Raw genomic sequence first — 20,142 nt, forward strand, 5'->3', positions numbered from 1 at the left:
AGGCGGTCGTCGGTTCGGGTGAAAAGAAGCAGTTGGCTACGCCGCCGGTAGCCGTCGGTTCACCCCGTCACTCCCGGGTGAGCCACGTAGCCACGGCGGGCGCCGCCGAACCGGGCTGCGTCATACGGGTGTCTGACGGCCGTTTATTATCGTGGGATCCCACCTTCGTGTATGGCGCTCCGGAACCGACCACTCGACGAACTCGTGATTCCTGACGGGACGACCGTCGAGGAGCACGATCTCGTCACCGACGGCGACGTCATCGTCGGTGGCCGCGGCACTGTCGAGTTCGGCGTCCGGGGCAGAAACGTGCTCGCCGGCGAAGGCACCCAGTTCGGCGGCGACATCGAGGCGGAAGCCGACTGTCGGCTGGACATGTGGGCCGACGTCGCCGGCAACGTGCTGGTGGGCCGGGACGCCTACCTCGGCGAGCGCGTCCACGTCGACGGCGAGCTGAAGGTCGCTGGCGACCTCGACATCGGCGACGACGTCGAGATCGAGGAGGGGTTCGAGGCCAACGGCTGGATCGTCATCCGCAACCCGATGCCGACGATCGTCTTCCTGTTCGTCTACCTCTCCCAGCTGCTGCGGATGGGCGAGGAGGACGCCGCCCAGGAGCTCGTTGGCAGCCTCACCGAGAGCGACTCGATCGAGGCCGAGCCCCTCGTCATCCCGCGGGGCGCCCGCGTCGGCGACGAGAGCTGGCAGACCGACACGCCGGCCCGCATCGGCGACGACTGCCGACTCCACGGGAACGTCCGGGCGACCGAGATCGTCGTCGGCGAGGACAACGACGTGTTCGGCAGCCTCCGGGCGAAAGGCGACGTCGTGGTCGGTGACGGCACCACGATCCACGGCGACGTATCGACCCGGGACGGCACCGTCTCGCTGGACGACGGCGCTCGCGTGCTCGGCGACGTCGCCTGCTCGGATCTCGCCGTGAGCAGCGGTGCGGACGTCGACGGCACGATGCGCGCCAGCGGCGAAGTCACGATCGTCGAGGACGCAACGCTGCCGCGACCGAGCGACTGAGGAACCAGCGCTACGGTTCGCGAGGGTGCTCGTGTAGCGGTCGATTCTGGGCCGGCACATCTGCCCAGCAGTCTTTTACACGACCAGCGGCTGACTTCGCGTAGTATGGCGGACGACGCGTCAGCGTCGGCGGAGGCTGCCGATGGGCCGCCCTCGCCGCCGAGTCCGGAGACACAGGCGAGCGACGAGGCTGCCGAGGACGGAGGGGTCGCGAGCCGCGTCGCTGGCAGCGTCGGTGGCGTCGTGTTCGCCTCGAAGCTCCGGATCGCGCTGTTTGCGATTCTCGGGCTGGTCGGCCTCGCCGGCGCAGCGTTCCTCCTCGGCGTCATCGGCGCGCCCGAGGTCGCCGCGATGGAGAACGACGTCGGCACCGTGACCGAGGAGACGACGATCATCGAGACGAACCTGACGGTCAACAACCCCAATCCGGTCGGCATCTCGCTGGGTGGCGTGACCGCCGACTACCAGATCCGGATGAACGACGTCGGGGTGGCAAACGGGACGAAGAAGGGGATCTCGATCGGGACGGGGAACTCCACGATGAACGTCGAGACGACGCTCTACAACGACCGGATCTCGCCGTGGTGGGCGAGCCACGTCAACAACGGCGAGCGGACGAACGTCGTCGTCGACACGAAAGTGTCCTCCAGCACGATCGGGCAGAGCAAGACGTTCACCAGCGAGGAGCAGATCCAGACGGACGTCCTCGGCTCGTTCGCCTCCGAGGAGGATCGACCGATCGACGGGAACCTCCCGATCGTCGACGATCCACTCCTGATCGTGACGGAGACCGACGCCAGCTGGGGTACCGCCTCGACGACGGAGACGCCGCTGAACATGGAGTTCGAGATGTTCAATCCCAACACGGAGCCGTACGCAATCTCCGAACTCCGGTACGACGTGTCCATGAACGACGTGCTCCTTGCGGAGGGCGCGACGGAGGACCCATTCGTCGTCACCGGCGGCGCCACCAACACGCTCGAGGCGTCGGCGGCGATCCAGAACCGACGACTCGACGAGTGGTGGGTCTCCCACCTGAACGAGTCCGTCTACGGGCACCAGGTCACCCGCTTCCGGATCGAGTTCACCGCCGTCGTCGAGCTACCGAGCGGCCAGACGACGACCGTCCCGCTCGACGAGCTGGGCTACGGCGAGTGGATCGGGACTGACATCTTCGACGAAGGGGGCGAGGTCGGCGTGCCGCCCGAGGACGCGCCCGACGACGGCGACGGCCTGGTGGGCGGCGATGGGTCCGGCGGCGACGACGGGAACGTGACGGACGGTTTCGGAGACGGGTCGAACGTGACCGATGGGTCCGGTGACGACGGGAACCTGACCGGCGTCACCGGTGGAACGGACGGCACCGATTCGGACGACGACGGATCCGGTATTCTCGGTTGATGCAGTGCGCGGCGGGGCGCGCGAGGAGCCAGCGCATTGCTTTCGGTGCAGTTATCTCCGGAACCGACGGGTGAGGAGGCGCTCACCCGGGAACGGGCGAAACGTCTGCGAGACGCATCACGCGTCCGGTGTACGCGGCCGCCGTGCTGGGGGCAGACCAGGTGTGGTATGGTATGACGCTGCGAGGGTTTTAAGTGATCGCTGGCCCCGATCCTAGTCAGCAATGGCCATAGACCCGAACTTCGAGGAGAACCGCGAAGTCGTCGAGGAGCACGAGGGCCACGACGTCTGGGGGCCAGTCGAGGAGCCCGACGAACTGGGCATCCACGGCACCCACGTCGCCGTGGACTTCGACATCTGCATCGCCGACGGCGCGTGTCTGGAGGACTGTCCCGTGGACGTCTTCGAGTGGGTCGACTCGCCGGATCACCCCGAGAGCGAGATCAAGGCCGATCCGACCCACGAGGAGCAGTGTATCGACTGTATGCTCTGCGTCGACGTCTGTCCCGTAGACGCCATCGACGTGGACGCCGGGCGGGCGGGACGCAAGTGAGCACCACAGGAGCGGCGAGAAGTGCGGTCAGCGAGCGATGCCGTCGGCGTCGCCGAGACGCAGACGGCGCGCTGAGTACTCGGACGCTCCGTATCGCGGGGCGGCCGACCCACCATTTCCAGATCCACACATGAAGCTACTCGCACTCACGAAAGGCGTACCGGACTTCAGCGAGGGCGCCGTCTCCTTCGACGAGGACGGCCACCTCGAACGGGGGGACACACCCACCGTGATGAACCCGAACGACGAACAGGCGCTCGAAGCAGCCCTCCAGACCAAAGTCCGGCAGGGCGGCACCGTCGGCCTGATGAGCATGGGGCCGCCGGGCTATCAGGATATTCTCGAGGAAGGGATGGAGTCCGTCTACGCCGACGAACTCTACCTCTGTTCGGACCGGGAGATGGCCGCCGCGGACACCTGGGCAACGGCGATCACCGTCGCGACGGGGATCGAGCAGATGGACGAGACGCCCGACATCGTCTTTGCGGGCTTCAAGACCGCCGACGGGGAGACTGGCCACACCGGCCCGCAGACCTGCTGGGCGCTCGACCGACCGCTGATTACGCACGTCATCTCGATGGACGTCGATCCCGAGGCCGAGACCGTCCGCGCGAAACGGCTCGTCAAGGGCGACGTCAGCGAGATCGAGACCGTCGAGGCGCCGCTTCCGTGCGCGATCGTCACCGATCCCGAGTTCGAGCCGGTCTACCGAAAGGCCGAGCACCGTCTCCGGCACAAGGACCTCCGGGAGGAGACCCAGGAGCGGGTCAAAAACGCCGACGACCACCTCACCGTCTGGAGTCAGGAAGAGCTCAACCTCGATCCCGACTACATCGGACTCGACGGCTCGCCGACGATCGTCTCCGGCGTCGATCCCATTCCGAAGGCACCCGACGAGCGCGAGGCCACCGTGATCGAGGCCGAGGACGAGGAGGGGATGCGCGAGGTTCTCGGAGAAATTACGCAGTACGCCGCGGAGGGTGACTGACGATGCCGGAGATCGATCCCACCGAGCACGAGATTTCCGACCTCGGCCCCAAAGTCAACCAGGTCGAGGACGCCGATGAACTCCGAGAGATGCTCGAGCTGGAGGAGAGTGGCGAGGACCGCACGCCGGTCAAGACGCTCATCGAGAGCCGGATCGAGACGCTCGAAGCCGAAGACGAGGAGCCCGAAGACGCGGGCGCCGTCGACCTGAGCGAGAAGACCGCCGCCGACGTCGGGAACCTGATTCGGGACATCGACGAGGTCGAGGAGCTCGAGGCGCTGCTCGAACAGGAGGAGAGCGGCGAGAATCGGGACTCCGTGAAACGCCTCGTGCAGCAGCGCATTGACTCCGTCCAGGGCAGCGACGACGACGGTGAGGAAGAGGAGATCCTTCCGCCGGAGGAGGCCCACCCCGAGCTCGACCACCCGACGGCGGACAAGAAGCACGTCCGCGCGCTCGAGGACGGCGAGTACCGCGACATGTGGGTGTACTGCGAGACCCAGCACGGCGAGCTGCTCGACGTCTCGAAGGAGATGCTCGGGAAGGCTCGCGAGCTGATGGACGGCTACAACGAGGACTACGACGAGGAGGAGAAAGTCGTCGCGGTCGTCATCGGCGACGAGGCCGAGTCGATCGCCGAGGAGACGGTCGCGTACGGCGCCGACCTCGCCGTCTTCTACGAGGACGAGCGACTTGGGCGGTTCCGACACAAACCCTACGCCGAGGTGTACTGCGATATGGCGCGGGGCGCCGGGCACCCCTACGGTCGCGAGGACCGACCCGAGGCGGACTGGCACGACTACGACGAGCCGCGCTACGCCATCTTCCCGGCGACGCACAACGGCCGGGACCTCTCCGCGCTCGTGCAGGCCGAACTCGACTCGGGGCTCGCCTCGGACTGTTCGGACCTCTACATCGAGAACGAGGTCATCTCGAACCCCGTCAAGACCGGCGCGAAGGACAAGGTGGAGTTCGAGCGCGTCCTCCACATGCCCCGTCCCGACTTCTCCGGGTTCGAGTACTCGACGATCCTGTGTCTGGACTCCCCGCGACGGGAGTTCCACCCGCAGGGCGCGTCGGTGATCCCGGGCAAGTTCGAGCTCCCCGATCCCGACCCCGAGCGCGAGGGCGAGGTCGTCGAGCACAGCTTCGATCTCGACGAGTCGTGGCTCGACGTCGAAGTCACCGACCACGACCGACTCGAGGGCGGCGTCGACCTCACCGACCACGAGGTCGTCGTCTGCGTCGGGCGGGGGATCGACCGCGATCCGACGGAGGGAATCGAGCTCGGCGTCGAGCTCTCGGAGACGTTCGACGACGGTGCGTTCGGGCTCACTCGCGGCGTGATCACCTCCTCCTTCCAGTTCGACGGCCACGTCGAGCAGTACACCGGCGAGGATCGCCAGATCGGCGAGTCCGGCCAGGAGGTCGAACCGACCCTCTACATCGCGGCGGGCGTCTCCGGTGCGATCCAGCACAAGGTGGGCTGTGAGGAGTCCGATACGATCGTCGCGATCAACACCGACGAGCACGCGGACATCCGCGACTGGTCGGACTACTACATCCACGGCGACCTCTTCGACGTGCTGCCGGCGTTCACGGAAGCCGTCGAATCGGGGAGCGTCGACGCGGCACTCCAGAACTTCGGCGCGGTGCCGGCCGGAGGTGGTGACGATGACTGAGGACGCGAACGACAGTGCAGCCGTGCGGACCGACGGCGGGGAATCCACCATGAGTGAGCACGAACATTACGAGGCGATCGTCGTGGGCTGTGGCCCCGGCGGCGCCGCGGCGGCAGCAGCACTGGCCGAGAACGACGTCGAGACGCTCGTGCTCGAACGGGGGGTCGACGCCGGCTCGAAGAACGTCTCGGGCGGGCTAATCTACGCCGAGGAGGCGGCGCCCTACACCATCGACGATCTGTTCCCCGATTTCCGCGAGGAGGCAACCGAACGACCTGCCGAGGAGTACAAGATGCACAACGTCTCGGGGAACAAGGTCGCGAGTTTCGACCTCGAGGAGATCCACCACGGCGGCACCGAGTGGTGTGACGCGGTGCTCCGCCGAGAGATGGACTCGTGGCTCGCCGATCGGGTCCACGAACGTACACGCGAGACCGGCGGCGGCCTGCTGACCGACGTCCGGGTCAACGGACTGCTCCGAGAGGGCGGCGAGATCGTTGGCGTCACCTGCGACGAGCTCGACCCGATCACGGCCGACGTCATCGTCGCGGCCGACGGCGTCAACTCCGAACTGGCTCGCGACGCCGGGCTGATGAACTGGGACGAGCCAGAGGACTGGTTCCAGGGCGTCAAGGCCGTCGTCGACATGGACCGCGAGACAATCGAGGAGCGCTTCGACCTCGACGGCCCCGACGACGGTGCTGCGCACCTGTTCTCGGGGGACCTCTTCGAGGGCGTCCGGGGCGGCGGGTTCCTCTACACGAACGAGGACTCGCTGTCGATCGGGACCGTGTTCCACCTCGATTCGATCGCCGAGGAACGCGCGGAGCCACAGGATCTCCTCGACGCGTTGCTCACGCATCCGCTGCTCGACCAGTGGTTCCAGGGCGAGTACGAGGAACTCGAGTACTCCGCGAAGCTGGTGCCGGACTCGAAGAAGGTCGCGAACCCATCGCCACATTCTGGACGCCTGCTGCTCGTCGGCGACGCCGCCGGCCAGATGCAGGCCCAGGGCCCGATCATCAAGGGGATGAACCACGCCGTCTCCGCCGGCGGGCTCGCCGCGGAGGCGTTCCAGGACGCCAAGACGCGCGGCGATCCGACTCTGGCGGGCGACCTCTACGAGCAGAAACTCGAGGGAGAGGGCGTGATGGACCAGCTGCGACCGACTCGCTACGAGGCGACCAGCTGGCTCTCGGAGAGCTCGATCGCGACGTCGATCGGCTCGGCGGTGATGAACTCCCCCATCGGCCGTTTCGGGGTCAAGACGTTCGACGGACTGTTAGAGAAGTCCTTCAACTCCCCGTTCGTGCTCGGGATGATCCCCGACACGAAGATCTCCTACGTCACGGTCCCGACCGTGATCGGCGACGTTCTCGGGGAGCCAGTCTCCGCGGACAACGAGATCGAACCGCCGGACCTCGCCGACCGCATCGGCGATCTCACCTACGACGTGGGCGATCCCCACATCGAGGTGCTCGACAACTCCTACGAGGCCAGCGGCACGGCCGTCACAGCCTGTCCGGTCTCGGCAGAGGACTTCGGCGGCGGGTGTTACCGCTCGGAGACCGTCGAGAGCAACGGCAGCAAAGAGCGCGTGGTTAGCCTCGACACGCAGCCCTGCGTCGAGTGCGGGACGTGTGCGGTCGTCGCCGACACGCACTGGGAACACCCCGCCGGCGGCAAGGGCGTCGAGTTCAAGCAGGGATGAGCGACGGCCCGTCGCCGGGGAGCGAGGCGGCGACAGCGAACGGCGACAGCGGAGGCGGCAGCCAGGACAGCGACGCGGAGACGCCTCCGCCGCCACCGGGCGTGCCGGACGCGACCGATACCGGCCGCGACGTACTACGCGGGACAGCCGACGGGCTCCAGGCCCGTGTCGACGACCTCGCCGAAATCGCCGAAGAGGCACGCGATGCGTTCGAGACACCCGACGTCCCCGAACTGCGCGCCATGGCCTACTGTCGACACGGACTCTGGCCGGTGCTGGCCGTCTACGTGGATCGCCGCGGCGCCCACGCGCAGCTCGGGAATCCACACCACGACCGGCTGGAGGCGGCGCTCAACACCTGGCTCGAACTCTACGCGCGGTGTTACGGGGAGGAAATGTCGGTCGATTTTAGCGTGCGCGAGGCCGCCGAGCTGTTCGTCTCGACGCACAACGTTCGCGACGTGGCACAGCTGCTGACGGACGTTCCGGAGCGATAGCAGCGGCGTCGCAGTGGAGCGGTTCGGTCAGACCGAATCGAGAAACGTTCGGAGCGCCTGCGTCGCCGTTTTCCGGTCGTCCCTGAACACGGTGTGACCGGTTCCGTCGACGTGGACGAGTTTCCCGTCAGTGAGATACTCGGCGTTGGCCTCGTCGCGTTCACGGCCAGCGTCGGCGGCGTCGGCTTTGAGAACGAGCGTCGGCACCTCGATCTCGGGATAGCGCTCGCTCGGCTCGATCCACCCGGCCTCGAAGACGGCAGTGATGTGGGGGCTGACCCGGAGGCGTGCGTCCGCGATCAGGCGGGCGAGGAGCTCCTCACCGGCCTCGACGTGCCCGCGGAGTTCGTCGTCCTCCTCGAGGAGCGCTTCCTTCGAGCGGTCGTGCCACCACTCGATCCGCTCGCTCGCCCACGCGGCCGCCTCCTGGGGTGACTCCTCGTGATCGAGCATGCCGGCAGGGTCGACCATCACGACAGCCCGCGGGAGATCGGGGTGGGCTGCAGCGGTCGCGGCAATTGTGTCGCCACCCATCGAATGGCCGAACAGAACCGGATTGTCGAGGGCGAGGGCGTCGATCGCGCCGATGAGGTCCGCGACGCGATCTTCCATCCCGTAGCCCTCGGCGGTGACCGTGGTGCGGCCGTGCCCGCGAGCGTCGAGGAGCACCACGTCGAACTCGTCTTCGAGATCCCGGGCGAGCGGGGTGCGGCAGGGGCCGTCGTCGAAGACGCCGTGGCAGACGACGAGCGGGGGCTTCGCCGTCGTGCCGTCGCTCGTTCTGGTGTAGTGAACGTCGATGCCGTTGGCGTGGACCGTGCCCGCCGTCCAGCCCTCGGGCAGTGGCTCTGGCTCGTCGGGTTCCATTACTTCGTCGTGGTTACGGACTGTGCAAAAAGCTCTGGATACCCCCGATGCGGTACGGGAAATGGAACGATGCTGGACTCATAGAGCACCGTGCGTTCGGTCTGAGGTGATGCTGTCGTCTGGACCCCTTCGACTCGCCGTCTGGGAGTGATCAGACTTATATTCCGAAGACGTATTCAGCGCATCATATGAGAAATCGCCGTTCGTGGCTCCCGGATGGATCGACGATCCGGACACTTGCCATCGCAGTGCTCGTCCTCGGCCTGGTCGCCGGCGCGGGCTGTGCAGGTATCAGCGACAGTGGCGGCAACGGAACCGATCCGACGACGAACGATACTGACGTGGCGCTCCCCGGCGTCTCCCTGATCGATCACGTTCCCGCTGAGCAGAACCTGCTCGTCCACGTGAACACGTCGGTCACGCAGGACGCGACGACCCAGGCGTTCCTCGAAGCTGGCAGCGAACAGGCCGAAGAGGAAGAGGAAGTGAGTGAGGAAGCCGAAGACGTCGATCAGGAGGAGTTCCAGGAATCACTCGACGAGTTCGAATCCTCGACCGGACTCGACCCGCGCGAGTTCGAGGAGGCGATCTACTTCGGAGAGTACGACGAGGTCCCCGGCTCCGTCGACGACGCGAACGCCGACGAGCAGTTCGGACTCATCGCGAACACAGACTGGACGACCGCGGAGCTGACCGGCGCGGTCGAATCCAACGACACCATCCACATCGAGGCGCTGGAGTACGAGGAGTCCGGCGTCTTCTACGAACTGACGAACGACGCCGAATCTGCGGAGGACCCACTCTACCTCGGCGTCCTCGGTGATGGCGCGTACGTGCTGGGCGTCGAATCGAGCGTCGAAGACACCCTCGACGTCGCGTACGCCGACGGGGACGCACTGTCGGGTACCCTGCGTGACGCCTACAACAGTACCCGCGACGGCTACGCTACCGTCACGATGACCGTTCCCGAGAACACCGGCGAGGACCAGACGGGAATGGGCGCCGACGTCGCACAGAATATGGAGGTCCTGACGGGGACCTACTACACCGAGGACGGCGAACTCGGCCTGGAGGCGCAGGTGACGATGAGCAACGAGAACTACGCGACGCAGCTCTCGGCCGCGGCCTCGATTCTCACGGCGCAGGCCGGCCAGAGCGAGGAGGCACCAGACGCGCTCCAGCATCTGTCGGTCGAGCAAAACGGCGCTCACGTCGTGTTCAACTACGCATCCGACGTGGAGACGCTGATCGACGCCGCCGACTCGCAGTAACCGTGGATCTGATCGCCCTGCTCTACAAAGAGGCGATCACGGTCCGGCGGAATCTCGCACCGATCGTGCTGCTAGTCGTCCTCGATGGACCCGTCCGCTACGACGGTGACCCCGACGAGGAGCTGCTCCACCAGTACCGGGAGATTCTCCAGAACTGATCGAAACGGTGGTTCGACCGGGGGGACGAGTCCGGAGAGGGCGACGCGTCCGGAAAGCTCGAGGACACGTTACCGATCGGTACGCTCGGTGAAGCGACTGCCCGCACGCGGTTTCCGACGTCCCGATCCGAATCGGTAAGCCGACCGTCGATCGCACGGTCAGATCGGCGCGGACGACGCAAGGACCAGCGGCGTTTCCAGGATCGCAGTAACCGGAGACTGGTAAAGCGACTGCGGGCCCTCGAAGAACTATGGCGTACAGACCGACCACCGACCGGTTCGCTCGAGCGGTCCGGCGGAGTGCCGCGGCAGTCGTCGTACTGGTCGCGCTCGTAGCCGTGAGCGGCCTCGCACTCACAGCGGTTCCCGCTGCTCCGGCAGCGAGTCCCGCTGCCCAACCGACCGTCGGGGCCAGTTCCGACGTATCAGCCGCTCACGCTGCCACTGATCTCGTCGACGCTGAGGCCGCGGATCACCTCGGCGTGGTCGCGGGCGCTCAGGACGACGACGCGACCACCGACTCGGCGAACGAGTCCGCGAACGGGTCCACGCCCACGGAGCTCTCGCCGATCGATCCAGCCAACGCCACCGGCGCCGACGACGCGCCGATCGAACTGCACGGAGAGGGACAGACCGTCACCGATCCAGTGGCGCTCGACGACGGGCTCCTCGTCGTCAGCTACGCCCACGACGGCGACTCGAACGTCCAGATGTGGCTCTGGAACGAGTCGTCCGACGAACGAGAGACGCTTCTCGTCAACGAGATCGGCACGATCGAGGGGGCGACTGCCGCACCGATCTCGGCCGGCAACTACTCGCTCGAGGTGGTGGCCGACGGAAACTGGAACGTGACGCTCGTGCAGCCCAACGCAACGGCCGTGCTCGAGGCGAGGGCGAACGCGACCGCGAACGGAACGGGCGCGAGTGGGACCGCGAACGAGACGAACGGGACAGAGAGCGACGGGCCAGAAACGAACGACACCGAACCGACGAATGCCACCAACGCGACGAGCGTCACCGACGCGCCGGCGATCGCGAGCGGCAACGGATCCGCCGTCCTCGGTCCCGTGCGTTTCGAGGACAGCGTGATAGTCACCGGGAACTACACCGGAGAGTCGAACTTCCAGGTGTGGCTCTGGGCGGAGAATGGAACCTCACAGCTCGACGGCGCCCTCGTGTTCAACGAACTCGGACAGGTCGACGGCGCGGAGCGCCGCGTCAGCCAGTCTGGCGTCTCCTGGATCGTCGTCGATACCGTAGGCGAGTGGGAGCTCCAGTTCGGGTAGCCGCTGGGGCGGCGCTACATCTGCCCCTTCGCGTCCCAGATCGAGGTGAGCGCGCTGGCGAAGCGCGCGGTGCGCTTCGGATAGCCGTCGTCGGTGGACGCCTCGAGTGATGCGTCGGCGATGCCGTCGACGAACTCGTCGTCGAAGGTGGTCTCCCGGATCGTCTCGCGGACCTCGAAGCTGAGCTGGCCGTCCTCGTCGGTGTCGAGCCAGCCGACCTGGCGCTGGCGAGAGTCGTACTGGAGCGTGTACGTCTCACCGCCGATCAGCTCGCAGACGTCGTCCATCTCGCCGACCTCGATCCAGCCGTCTGGCGTCTCGAGGTGGAGGACGCCGTCGCGTACCTCTGTCTCGTATCGCTTCACGCTCGATCCCTGCGTCGCCCGAGCCTAAAGCTTCCGCGCTCCGGACGCAGGTCAGATCGTCACGATCGAGACGCTGCCCGTGTCCGTCGCGACCTCGATCTGGTCGCCCCCGTCACCGACGACGACGGTCCCGCCGATCTCGGAGTGCTCGACGTCGGCGAACCCGCTGCCGTGGGTCGTGAGCTCGCCCGTGTCGGAGGTCACCGACACAGTCGCGTCGAGAGACGATTCGATCGCGAGAGAGACGTCGCCGGTCTCGGAGACGATCGACGGCTGCCCCTCCAGCCCCCGAACGGTCGTCTCCACCGCGCCCGTGTCCGTTCGGACGTCCTGTACCACGCCGTCGGCGGTGATCGATCCCGTCTCCGATTGTGCGCTGATCGGTGCGTCGACGTCCCGGACGATGACGTCCCCCGTGTCCGTCCCGGCGTCGACGGCACCGTTCACGTCCGAGACGTAGACGTCCCCAGTGTCCGCACGAGCCGTTATCGGCCCCGCGACGGACGTGATCTCGATGTCGCCGTTGGCCGTCTGGGTTCGCTCCACCCGGACGCTTGCGGGCACCTCGATCTCCAGATCGAACCGCGGCTGGCGCCACCAGCCCGTCAGCCAGGGACCGTCGCCGATGGAGGTCTCGAGGACGAGACGGTCGCCGTCGCGGCGTTCAGTCAGCGAGAGGGCGTCGATAGCGTCGTCGCTGGCAGCCAGCTTCTCGCCGTGAACGCGAAAGGCAGTCCCAGTCGTGACCGACACCGACCCGGTGGTGCCCTCGACGGCCACGGCCTGGAACGAGGTCGGGTCGTACTGGCGGTCGATGCTCGCGTGTTCGTCCCGCTCGATCCAGGAACAGCCGGCGGTGAGGCTCAGTGCGAGCCCGCCGCAGCCGGCGAGGATTCGACGGCGAGAGGTCGTCATATCCTCCGATACGACACGCCGGTAATAAAACCCTGTACGAGCGTTTCTGACTCTGAAGCTGCGTTTGTGGGACTCCCTCACATAGCCGCCGATCGGCAGCTGGCGGGAGAGGAACCGCACCCACCGACCCCTTCGTTTCGACTGGAGATTGTGCCGGTAGCAGATCTCTTCGGCCCCTGCAAGATTCCGGGTAGAGGCCAAGATCGGTACTACCTCCTCCGGCTGCGAGCGGTTCGACGAGGCGACGCGTACTTTGGCCCGCACCAACTAGACGCGGCAGTGACTGACGACGAGGAGGGCCCAACGAACTCACCGACCGATAGCGAGGGGACGGCGCCTTCCAGTGGCGAATCGGACGTGGAAGAGGACCCGGAAGAGCGCGGTACAGAGGGAAACGAGGGAGTAGAGAAAGTGGAAGAAGGAGAGCGGGTGGAGGCGGAGGATGGAGTGGGTGTGGACAACGAGGCGGAAGGTGGGGCAAAGGAGGAGAATGGCATAGAGACAGATGACGAAGAAGAGGACCCGAGCGTAACAATCCGAACGGGCAACGAGACGATCGAACTCTCCGTCGACGACGTGCAGACCGCACTACAGGGACTCGGCCAGCCGTTCGCGACGGCAGATCAGCTCGCACGCGCGCTGGATACCACACAAGCCACGGCCAGCGACGCGCTCGACCGGCTCGCCGAGCGGACGACCGCCATCGAACGCGACGACGTGTCCCACGATCCGGTGGTCTACTACCCCCACGCCGTCGCCGATCTCGCGAAAACCGAGCGAGTCGTTCCCTTCCCGTCGCGAAAGGAGATCGTCGTCGACAGACCGCGCCAGTTCACACGGGCACGGCTCTCGCAGTTCGCGCGGCTCGTCGAGGCCGACGACGGCCGCTATCTCTACGAACTACGCCCCGAGGACGTGTGGGCGGCGCCCTACGACAGCATCGAGTCTCTGATCGCGTCGCTCCGGGCAGTGCTCCCCGACCAGGAGCCCGCGCTGGAAGGCTGGATGGCCGATCAGTGGGCTCGGGCGGGGAAGTTCCGACTCTACACCCACGAGGACGGCTACGAGGTGCTCGAAGCCGAGTCGGCCTCGCTGATGGGGAACGTCGCCGAGCCAAAGCTCGAGGACGACCAGCTCCGGGCCAGGATATCCGACACCGAAGCCTGGGTTGCCGAGGACGCCATCGCAGCGGTCAAACGCACGCTCTACGAGGCCGGCTACCCCGTCAGCGACGAGCGCGAGCTCGAATCCGGCGAGGCCATCGAGTTCGATCTTCGCCTCCAGCTCCGCGAGTATCAGCAGGACTGGGTCGATCGCTTTCAGGACGCCGGCGCCGGCGTGCTCGTTGGTCCGCCGGGCTCGGGGAAGACCGTCGCCGCGATGGCGATCATGGCCGCGATCGGCGGCGAGACGCTCCTGCTCGTACCGAGCCGCGAGCTCGTCTCCCAGTGGCACGAGGAGCTACTGACCCACACGACGCTCACCGAGGACCAGGTCGGCGAGTACCACGGCGGACAGAAGCAGATTCGACCGATCACGATCGCGACCTACCACGTCGCCGGCATGGATCGCCACCGCGAACTGTTCGAGTCCCGGGAGTGGGGCCTGTTGCTGTTCGACGAGGCCCACCACGTCCCCGCGCCGGTCTACCGCCGGAGCGCGGATCTCCAGTCCCGCCATCGTCTGGGCCTCTCCGCGACGCCCGTCCGGGAAGGCGACGACGAGGCCGACATCTACACGCTGATCGGCCCGCCGATCGGCACCGACTGGGACGCGCTGTTCGACGCAGGGTACGTCGCCGAGCCCGAACTGGAGCTTCATTTCGTGCCGTGGCCCGAGCGCGAGGACGAGACAGAAGTGGAGGCGGCAGCTGCGGGAGTTGCGGACGGAGACGATCCAGCGGACGGCGACGACCCGGCGGTCGGTGATGACGGATCCAGCGATAGCCACAAAGAACAGACTGATGGTTCGGCGGATACAGCCGAGACGGGTGATGCCGAAGCGGCGCCAGCCGACGAACTGAACGGCGTCCAGATCGAGCCGCCCGAGAGCGGCCCGAACGCCTCGACGATCACCGCACAGGACGAGTACGCCGCGAGCCACGGCCACGAACGCCGGCAGGCTGCAGCAACGAACCCGGCCAAGGTCGCTCACGTCGAGGCCCTGCTCGCCGAACACCCCACACAGCAGGCGCTCGTCTTCGTGGACTATCTCGACCAGGGCAATGCGATCGCCGAAGCCATCGACGCGCCTTTCCTCTCCGGAGAGACCCGCCACGCCGAACGCGAGCGGCTGCTCTCGAACTTCCGGACGGGCGAGATCGGGACGCTCGTCGTCTCCAGGGTCGGCGACGAGGGGATCGACCTCCCCGAGGCCGAGGTCGCGATAATCGCCTCTGGGCTGGGTGGGTCCCGTCGACAGGGAGCCCAGCGAGCCGGCCGGACGATGCGGCCTGCGGGGAAGGCGCAGGTGTACGTGCTCGCGACGACGGGCACCGAAGAAGAGGAGTTCGCCCGCCAGCGGACTCGCCACCTCGCCGGCAAGGGCGTCGACGTCCGGGAGGTCCACGTCGACGCGCCCGGCCAGCTCGAGGACTGAGGGAGGATCGATGTGGCCGCCTGCTACGCGTCGTCGACGATTTCTACGTCGAACTTCGAGTGCCAGCAGTAGCGCCGGCCACCCCAGACGAACGTCGACCGGACGAGCAAGCCGTAGACGGCGAGTGGAAGCATGGCGAGAAACACGGGGAACGCGAGCAGGACGGTCCACCGACGGACGCCGAACCTGGCGTACGTGATCCCCACAAGGCTCGTCGATAACGCTGCCCCGAGGAGGGGAAAGAGGAGACTACCGACGGTGAACGCCAGGAGCCCAGCGAGGAGCCCGACGGTCACCACTGGATCGTGGTATCGGACGATCTGTGAGAACCGGACGTGTCGCTCGAGAGACGCCCGAATACTCCCACCGACCGGGACGGTCCGCGGTCGCTTTGTGCCGGTGACATTCGGAAGGACGTCGGTGAGCAGGCCGTCGTCGCTGATCGTCCGCTGGAGGTCCGCTTCGAAGGCGGCTTCGTCGGGGAGATCAGAGCGGTCGAAACAGACGGCTCCGCCCCACGCGACGCCGACGTCGACGGTGCTGGCGGTGCCGACGATCGCGTAGAGCGGTTCGAGTGCGATCGACAGCGGGTCGCGCCCCTCGAAAACGGGCGGTTCGGTCACCGGTCCGCGGCGTTCGTAGTCGCTCCGCAGTTCGTCCAGCCACTCCGGCGGGTGGTGAAAGTCGTCGTCCGTCCAGACGAGCCGGTCGTGGCGAGCGGCCGCCATCCCCGCCGCGATGGCGTTCGCCTTCCCCGAGCAGCCGTGTGGCTGGCCGGCGACGACGAGACGGAGCTCGCCGTCGACCTCGGTTTCGACGGTCGGCCACGCCCGGGCGACGGGATCGTCCTCCGCGTCGCAGATCACGAGCAGTTCGTCCCCGAACTGGAGCTGCCGAGCGACGTCGGCGATCACGTCGGTCGGATGCATCGTTGGCAATAGGACGCTGACGGGAGTCGGCGTCGCCATTACCGGGCAGTGGAGGACCCGCGTGCTAAACGGACCGATCCCCGTCGCGCAAATCGTTACCGTGCGGAGCGGTGACGTGGCACCCAAAGCGCAATGAGAGGCGGCTCGTTGGAACCGCCAATGGCCGAACTACGCGAGATCGCCGAGGAGCCGGAGTGGGAGCGCGGCGAAGCGGTACTCCACCAGCTCTGGAGCCACGTGAGCGAGGAGTTCGTTCGCTCCTGGCGCGAGGACGAGGAGTACCGGCTACTGGGACTGTTCGTCGACAGCGACCCCGCAGACGGCGCTACCGACGACGCGGACACCGCGGACGAATCGACGCTCGTCGCCGTCGCTGGCGTCTACGTCCAGACTGTGATCCACCACGAGCGGAGTCTGTGGGTCCACGATTTCGTCGTGGACGAGGCCCACCGCGGCGAGGGACACGGCGAGGGGCTCCTGGCCGCACTCGAGACGTGGGGCGAGCGGCGGGACTGCGACAATCTCGCACTCGTCTGCACCGCGGACAACGACGAGGCTGCTGCCTTCTACGAGCACGTCGGGATGGAGCCGTTCGGAACCGTCTACGAGACCGAGCTGTAACCGATCCGATCTGGGCGGGCGAGCCGGCCGAGAGCGGGTCTATTCACACGGTCGCACCTGGTTTTATACCATCGCTGGTCGGAGTTCGCCGCATGAATCGAGAGCAGGCGTTTCTGCTCGTGCTGCTCGTCCTCACGGCCCTGGCGAGCTTCTACGTCCTGTTGCCGTTCCTGAGCTACGTGCTCGGGGCGCTCTTGCTTGGCTACGCCCTCCGTCCCGTTCACTGCCGACTCGCCCCGCATCTCGGCGAGCGGCCCGCAGCCATCACCGTGATCGCGGGCGCGGCGCTGGCGATCGTGCTCCCGCTGGCCTACATCGGGTACGTCGTCTATCGCGACGCCCAGCAGCTCGCCGACGGCGAGACCGATCTCGATCTCGCGACCGTCGAGACGGAGCTCGAGTCGCTGACCGGCCAGGAAATCGAACTCGCCGGCGCCGTCGGCGACGCCGGCGCAGTGTTCGGAGAGTACCTCTACGGCAACGCACCGGAGATCGTCTCCTACGTGACGACCGTTCTTCTGGGGCTGACGGTGATCCTCTTTCTCGTCTACTACGTCCTCATCGACGGCCCCGACTTCGTGCAGTGGGCGGTGAGTACGGCACCCCTCGACGACGCCGTCGCCCACGAGATCGTGGGGCGGATGGATCGAATGACCTGGGGCGTCGTCGCGGGGCACATCTTCGTCGCGTTCGTGCAGGGGATCGTCGGTGGGATCGGGCTCTGGATCGCGGGCATCCCCAGTGCGACCTTCTGGACGACGGTGATGGTGATCACCGCCTTGCTCCCTGTGATCGGTGCGTTCCTGGTCTGGGGGCCCGCCGCCGGCTATCTCATGCTCGTCGGCGAGCCACAGATGGCGGCGTTCCTGGTCATCTGGGGGCTCCTCCCGGTGAGTCTCGTCGACAACTACCTGCGATCGATCGCGATCGACCAGTCCGCGGACGTCAACCCAGGCGTGATTCTCGTCGGCGTCGTCGGCGGGATCTACACACTGGGCGCCGTCGGGCTCTTCGTCGGCCCGATCGTGATCGGGATGCTCGCCGCGATGATCCGCGCGTTCGATCGCCACTACGACGCGCTCGGGACCGATACGCCACCGCCGGATCCGCCCAGCGACGGGCGGCTGAGCTGGCTGGAGACCGAGCCCGCGGCAAACAAGGACGACTATGGCGGACACGCTCCACCCGAGGAAGATGGCGACGGCTGAGCGGCGCTATCCAGACGACGATGCAAGAGACTGAGGCGTCGGCGACGAACGGCTACGCAGCGTCCCAGTCGTCGATGCACTCCGCACCGCAGAACTCGTTGTAGACGATTCGGCCGCTGGACCGGACTGCCGCGACCTTGAACCGCTCCCCCGCTTCGATTGCCGTGCCGCAGGCCTCGCACGTCCCCGATCCATCGTCGAATCTGATCCGCGTCGAGACCGACTGGATCGGGCCCTCGTCCACGCTACTCTCTGCCATACCAATTGAAAAACATGTGTACACTTATAGGCGTCGGCTCGCGGACGAATGTGATCGTTCGTTACAGTCTGGTTTAGTAGGCGTGGACTGGTGCCCACCGTAGACGATCGACCAGACCATCCGGATCCTCGAGGCCGGGCTACCAGGACGGCCGCGTCGGACAGACAGATACCGCCCCTGCAGCTACCAGGGCTCGTCCTTGAGTCCGAGCTGGTAGGCGATCACGTTGGTCCCGACGTGAAGTGCGGGCGTGAGCACGGCCACGGCCAGGAGGACGCCCGGCGTGAACACGTCGACGAACCAGTCCCAGGCGACCAGCGCGGTGAGACCGAGCGCACCGATCACGAAGTCCAGCTGGTCGACGCCGGGGAACGCGGCGCCGCGCTCCCTGCCAGTTCGCCGTTTGAGGAAGGACGCTCCGACGTCGCCAGCCATCGCCCCGGCCGGCAGCGCGATCGCCGCCGCGATCGGGACCCCCGGCAGTTCCACGCCCAGAGCGCTCCCCACGTCGCCAGCGACGGCGTCGAGGAGGAGCGCGAGCGCGAGTCCCGCACCGATACCGAAGGCGGTCCCACGCCACGTCTTGCCGTCGCCGAGGAGTCGCGATCCGTTCCAGCGTCGGCCACCGTCGATGGGGCGGCCGCCGCCGGCGAGTACGGCGACGTTGTTCGGGACGTACGCCGGAAGCATCGCCCAGACGGCGACGGCGAGGACCTCGAGCACCATACTCCGCTGGGAGAGGCCCGCCCACATAAATGAGGTGGCGTCGGCCGCGGAGCCCTATCGACGAGCGAGGGCCGTCGGTTACGCAGCCAGTGTGAGTGCCACGAATGCTCGTCGTCCGGTGGGATCGTCCTCGACCGTCACGAACGATCATCGAACATATACCGGACGGCTGCAAACCGTGTTGCATGATCCCGCCGATTGCGAACCGTTTCGTCGGGGGCGAAACCGCCCCGGAGGCTATCGAGACGGCCCGATCCCTCCAGAGCCGAGACGTCGGAGCGATCCTCAATCTGCTCGGAGAGCATCACACGGCGCCCGACGACGCCGCCGGCGACCGCGACGCCTACCGGGACCTCCTCGCCGATCTCGACGATCCAGGGGTTCGGGGCTGCGTCTCGGTCAAGCCCTCCCAGCTCGGTCTCGATCTCGGCGCCGACACGTTCCGTGAGAACGCGTCGCTCGTCGTCGACGCCGCGAGCGACCACGATGGGTTCGTCTGGTTCGACATGGAGGACCACGAGACGACGGACGTGACGCTCGACGCCGTCGAATCCTTCGCCAGGGACGGACACGACGTCGGCGTCTGTCTGCAGGCCAACCTCCGTCGCACCGCAGCCGACGTCGAGCGGTTCGCGGACGTGCCCGCAAAGATCCGCCTCGTCAAGGGCGCCTACGACGAGCCCGAGGAGATCGCCTATACGAATACCAGCGCAGTCAACGACGCCTACCGCGATCGCCTTACCGAAGCCTTTCAGAGCTACGACGGCGGCATCGCCGTCGGCTCACACGACGAAGCGATGATCGAACACGCGATCGAGTGCCACGACGAGTACGGGACGCCCTTCGAGTTCCAGTTCCTCGCAGGCGTGCGCGAGGACCGCCTCTTCGAACTCGCCGAGACCTACGAGTGCTGGCAGTACGTCCCCTACGGCGACCGGTGGCTCTCCTACTTCTACCGCCGCGTGATGGAGCGCAAGGAGAACGCGCTGTTCGCGCTTCGGGCGATCCTGGGACGGTAGCGCGAGGTCGGCGCCAACTCGACGGCACCATCGCGATCCCGTGGCGTCGCGGCAAA

At 66.8% G+C, this 20,142-nt stretch carries 20 protein-coding genes; 14 read left to right on the forward strand and 6 right to left on the reverse strand.

The window, feature by feature from the left end; translation table 11 throughout:
* The first annotated feature begins 171 nt into the window (after nucleotides 1-171).
* The 7 genes from MXF70_RS03580 (at nucleotide 172) to MXF70_RS03610 (ending at nucleotide 7,864) form a co-directional block, all read left to right on the forward strand.
* Nucleotides 172-1,032 carry a polymer-forming cytoskeletal protein gene (locus tag MXF70_RS03580; protein ID WP_248517506.1) on the forward strand — a complete coding sequence of 287 codons (861 nt, stop codon included), beginning with the start codon at nucleotides 172-174 and terminating at the stop codon, nucleotides 1,030-1,032.
* A 105-nt stretch (nucleotides 1,033-1,137) separates the two neighbouring features.
* Nucleotides 1,138-2,433: an LEA/WHy family protein gene (locus MXF70_RS03585; RefSeq protein ID WP_248517508.1), complete on the forward strand. Its 1,296-nt coding sequence runs from the start codon at nucleotides 1,138-1,140 to the stop codon at nucleotides 2,431-2,433.
* A 223-nt stretch (nucleotides 2,434-2,656) separates the two neighbouring features.
* Nucleotides 2,657-2,986: a 4Fe-4S dicluster domain-containing protein gene (locus MXF70_RS03590; RefSeq protein ID WP_248517510.1), complete on the forward strand. Its 330-nt coding sequence runs from the start codon at nucleotides 2,657-2,659 to the stop codon at nucleotides 2,984-2,986.
* A gap of 130 nt (nucleotides 2,987-3,116) precedes the next feature.
* Nucleotides 3,117-3,974 carry an electron transfer flavoprotein subunit beta/FixA family protein gene (locus MXF70_RS03595; RefSeq protein WP_248517512.1) on the forward strand — a complete coding sequence of 286 codons (858 nt, stop codon included), beginning with the start codon at nucleotides 3,117-3,119 and terminating at the stop codon, nucleotides 3,972-3,974.
* A 2-nt stretch (nucleotides 3,975-3,976) separates the two neighbouring features.
* The gene (locus tag MXF70_RS03600) at nucleotides 3,977-5,656 is read left to right on the forward strand and encodes an electron transfer flavoprotein subunit alpha/FixB family protein (protein WP_248517514.1); all 1,680 of its coding nucleotides are present in this window, start codon (nucleotides 3,977-3,979) and stop codon (nucleotides 5,654-5,656) included.
* Nucleotides 5,657-5,705: 49 nt separating this feature from the next.
* Nucleotides 5,706-7,367 carry an FAD-dependent monooxygenase gene (locus MXF70_RS03605; protein WP_248518356.1) on the forward strand — a complete coding sequence of 554 codons (1,662 nt, stop codon included), beginning with the start codon at nucleotides 5,706-5,708 and terminating at the stop codon, nucleotides 7,365-7,367.
* Nucleotides 7,364-7,864, forward strand: a complete 501-nt coding sequence (locus MXF70_RS03610) for a DUF8055 family protein (RefSeq protein WP_248517516.1) — start codon at nucleotides 7,364-7,366, stop codon at nucleotides 7,862-7,864. Before MXF70_RS03605 ends, MXF70_RS03610 begins: the two co-directional genes overlap by 4 nt.
* Nucleotides 7,865-7,891: 27 nt before the next feature.
* Here MXF70_RS03610 and MXF70_RS03615 read toward each other — a convergent pair whose 3' ends face one another.
* Entirely contained in the window at nucleotides 7,892-8,731 is an 840-nt protein-coding gene (locus MXF70_RS03615; protein WP_248517518.1) for an alpha/beta fold hydrolase, read from the reverse strand.
* 188 nt (nucleotides 8,732-8,919) lie between these two features.
* On the opposite strand from MXF70_RS03615, the gene MXF70_RS03620 reads away from it, so the two are divergent.
* From MXF70_RS03620 to MXF70_RS03630, 3 genes are all read left to right on the forward strand, one after another.
* Nucleotides 8,920-10,002 carry a hypothetical protein gene (locus MXF70_RS03620; RefSeq protein WP_248517520.1) on the forward strand — a complete coding sequence of 361 codons (1,083 nt, stop codon included), beginning with the start codon at nucleotides 8,920-8,922 and terminating at the stop codon, nucleotides 10,000-10,002.
* Nucleotides 10,003-10,004: 2 nt separating this feature from the next.
* Complete coding sequence (locus MXF70_RS03625; protein WP_248517522.1) at nucleotides 10,005-10,160, forward strand: hypothetical protein; 156 nt, start codon at nucleotides 10,005-10,007, stop codon at nucleotides 10,158-10,160.
* 251 nt (nucleotides 10,161-10,411) lie between these two features.
* Nucleotides 10,412-11,446 (forward strand): hypothetical protein, encoded by a 1,035-nt coding sequence (locus MXF70_RS03630; RefSeq protein ID WP_248517524.1) that lies wholly within the window; start codon nucleotides 10,412-10,414, stop codon nucleotides 11,444-11,446.
* Nucleotides 11,447-11,460: 14 nt separating this feature from the next.
* Here the strand turns inward: MXF70_RS03630 and MXF70_RS03635 are convergent, their stop codons facing one another.
* Complete coding sequence (locus tag MXF70_RS03635; RefSeq protein WP_248517526.1) at nucleotides 11,461-11,811, reverse strand: hypothetical protein; 351 nt, start codon at nucleotides 11,809-11,811, stop codon at nucleotides 11,461-11,463.
* Between the two features lie 51 nt (nucleotides 11,812-11,862).
* Nucleotides 11,863-12,726 (reverse strand): DUF4097 family beta strand repeat-containing protein, encoded by an 864-nt coding sequence (locus MXF70_RS03640; protein WP_248517528.1) that lies wholly within the window; start codon nucleotides 12,724-12,726, stop codon nucleotides 11,863-11,865.
* Nucleotides 12,727-13,260: 534 nt separating this feature from the next.
* Between MXF70_RS03640 and MXF70_RS03645 the strand changes: the two genes are divergently transcribed.
* Nucleotides 13,261-15,324 carry a DEAD/DEAH box helicase gene (locus tag MXF70_RS03645; protein ID WP_259370413.1) on the forward strand — a complete coding sequence of 688 codons (2,064 nt, stop codon included), beginning with the start codon at nucleotides 13,261-13,263 and terminating at the stop codon, nucleotides 15,322-15,324.
* A 23-nt stretch (nucleotides 15,325-15,347) separates the two neighbouring features.
* Here the strand turns inward: MXF70_RS03645 and MXF70_RS03650 are convergent, their stop codons facing one another.
* Nucleotides 15,348-16,292 carry a glycosyltransferase family 2 protein gene (locus MXF70_RS03650; RefSeq protein ID WP_248517532.1) on the reverse strand — a complete coding sequence of 315 codons (945 nt, stop codon included), beginning with the start codon at nucleotides 16,290-16,292 and terminating at the stop codon, nucleotides 15,348-15,350.
* A 120-nt stretch (nucleotides 16,293-16,412) separates the two neighbouring features.
* On the opposite strand from MXF70_RS03650, the gene MXF70_RS03655 reads away from it, so the two are divergent.
* Together MXF70_RS03655 and MXF70_RS03660 are read left to right on the forward strand one after the other, a co-directional pair.
* Nucleotides 16,413-16,874, forward strand: coding sequence for a GNAT family N-acetyltransferase (locus MXF70_RS03655; protein ID WP_248517534.1), 462 nt, complete (start codon nucleotides 16,413-16,415; stop codon nucleotides 16,872-16,874).
* A gap of 92 nt (nucleotides 16,875-16,966) precedes the next feature.
* Nucleotides 16,967-18,082 (forward strand): AI-2E family transporter, encoded by a 1,116-nt coding sequence (locus MXF70_RS03660; protein ID WP_248517536.1) that lies wholly within the window; start codon nucleotides 16,967-16,969, stop codon nucleotides 18,080-18,082.
* 52 nt (nucleotides 18,083-18,134) lie between these two features.
* Here MXF70_RS03660 and MXF70_RS03665 read toward each other — a convergent pair whose 3' ends face one another.
* Nucleotides 18,135-18,341, reverse strand: coding sequence for a DUF7576 family protein (locus tag MXF70_RS03665; protein WP_248517538.1), 207 nt, complete (start codon nucleotides 18,339-18,341; stop codon nucleotides 18,135-18,137).
* A gap of 183 nt (nucleotides 18,342-18,524) precedes the next feature.
* The gene (locus MXF70_RS03670; protein WP_248517540.1) at nucleotides 18,525-19,067 is read right to left on the reverse strand and encodes a CDP-2,3-bis-(O-geranylgeranyl)-sn-glycerol synthase; all 543 of its coding nucleotides are present in this window, start codon (nucleotides 19,065-19,067) and stop codon (nucleotides 18,525-18,527) included.
* A gap of 185 nt (nucleotides 19,068-19,252) precedes the next feature.
* Between MXF70_RS03670 and MXF70_RS03675 the strand changes: the two genes are divergently transcribed.
* Complete coding sequence (locus tag MXF70_RS03675) at nucleotides 19,253-20,086, forward strand: proline dehydrogenase family protein (RefSeq protein ID WP_248517542.1); 834 nt, start codon at nucleotides 19,253-19,255, stop codon at nucleotides 20,084-20,086.
* The last annotated feature ends 56 nt before the right edge of the window (nucleotides 20,087-20,142 follow it).

The organism is Salinarchaeum laminariae (assembly GCF_023204835.1).
GTDB classification, from domain to species: Archaea; Halobacteriota; Halobacteria; order Halobacteriales; family Salinarchaeaceae; genus Salinarchaeum; species Salinarchaeum laminariae.

Coding starts and splice junctions, on each gene's coding strand:
- MXF70_RS03670 (WP_248517540.1), bottom strand. CDS start 19,067: ATGGTGCTCGAGGTCCTCGCCGTCGCCGTCTGGGCGATGCTTCCGGCG.
- MXF70_RS03590 (WP_248517510.1), top strand. CDS start 2,657: ATGGCCATAGACCCGAACTTCGAGGAGAACCGCGAAGTCGTCGAGGAG.
- MXF70_RS03600 (WP_248517514.1), top strand. CDS start 3,977: ATGCCGGAGATCGATCCCACCGAGCACGAGATTTCCGACCTCGGCCCC.
- MXF70_RS03610 (WP_248517516.1), top strand. CDS start 7,364: ATGAGCGACGGCCCGTCGCCGGGGAGCGAGGCGGCGACAGCGAACGGC.
- MXF70_RS03655 (WP_248517534.1), top strand. CDS start 16,413: ATGGCCGAACTACGCGAGATCGCCGAGGAGCCGGAGTGGGAGCGCGGC.
- MXF70_RS03585 (WP_248517508.1), top strand. CDS start 1,138: ATGGCGGACGACGCGTCAGCGTCGGCGGAGGCTGCCGATGGGCCGCCC.
- MXF70_RS03660 (WP_248517536.1), top strand. CDS start 16,967: ATGAATCGAGAGCAGGCGTTTCTGCTCGTGCTGCTCGTCCTCACGGCC.
- MXF70_RS03620 (WP_248517520.1), top strand. CDS start 8,920: ATGAGAAATCGCCGTTCGTGGCTCCCGGATGGATCGACGATCCGGACA.
- MXF70_RS03615 (WP_248517518.1), bottom strand. CDS start 8,731: ATGGAACCCGACGAGCCAGAGCCACTGCCCGAGGGCTGGACGGCGGGC.
- MXF70_RS03595 (WP_248517512.1), top strand. CDS start 3,117: ATGAAGCTACTCGCACTCACGAAAGGCGTACCGGACTTCAGCGAGGGC.
- MXF70_RS03665 (WP_248517538.1), bottom strand. CDS start 18,341: ATGGCAGAGAGTAGCGTGGACGAGGGCCCGATCCAGTCGGTCTCGACG.
- MXF70_RS03675 (WP_248517542.1), top strand. CDS start 19,253: ATGATCCCGCCGATTGCGAACCGTTTCGTCGGGGGCGAAACCGCCCCG.
- MXF70_RS03650 (WP_248517532.1), bottom strand. CDS start 16,292: ATGGCGACGCCGACTCCCGTCAGCGTCCTATTGCCAACGATGCATCCG.
- MXF70_RS03630 (WP_248517524.1), top strand. CDS start 10,412: ATGGCGTACAGACCGACCACCGACCGGTTCGCTCGAGCGGTCCGGCGG.
- MXF70_RS03640 (WP_248517528.1), bottom strand. CDS start 12,726: ATGACGACCTCTCGCCGTCGAATCCTCGCCGGCTGCGGCGGGCTCGCA.
- MXF70_RS03580 (WP_248517506.1), top strand. CDS start 172: ATGGCGCTCCGGAACCGACCACTCGACGAACTCGTGATTCCTGACGGG.
- MXF70_RS03605 (WP_248518356.1), top strand. CDS start 5,706: ATGAGTGAGCACGAACATTACGAGGCGATCGTCGTGGGCTGTGGCCCC.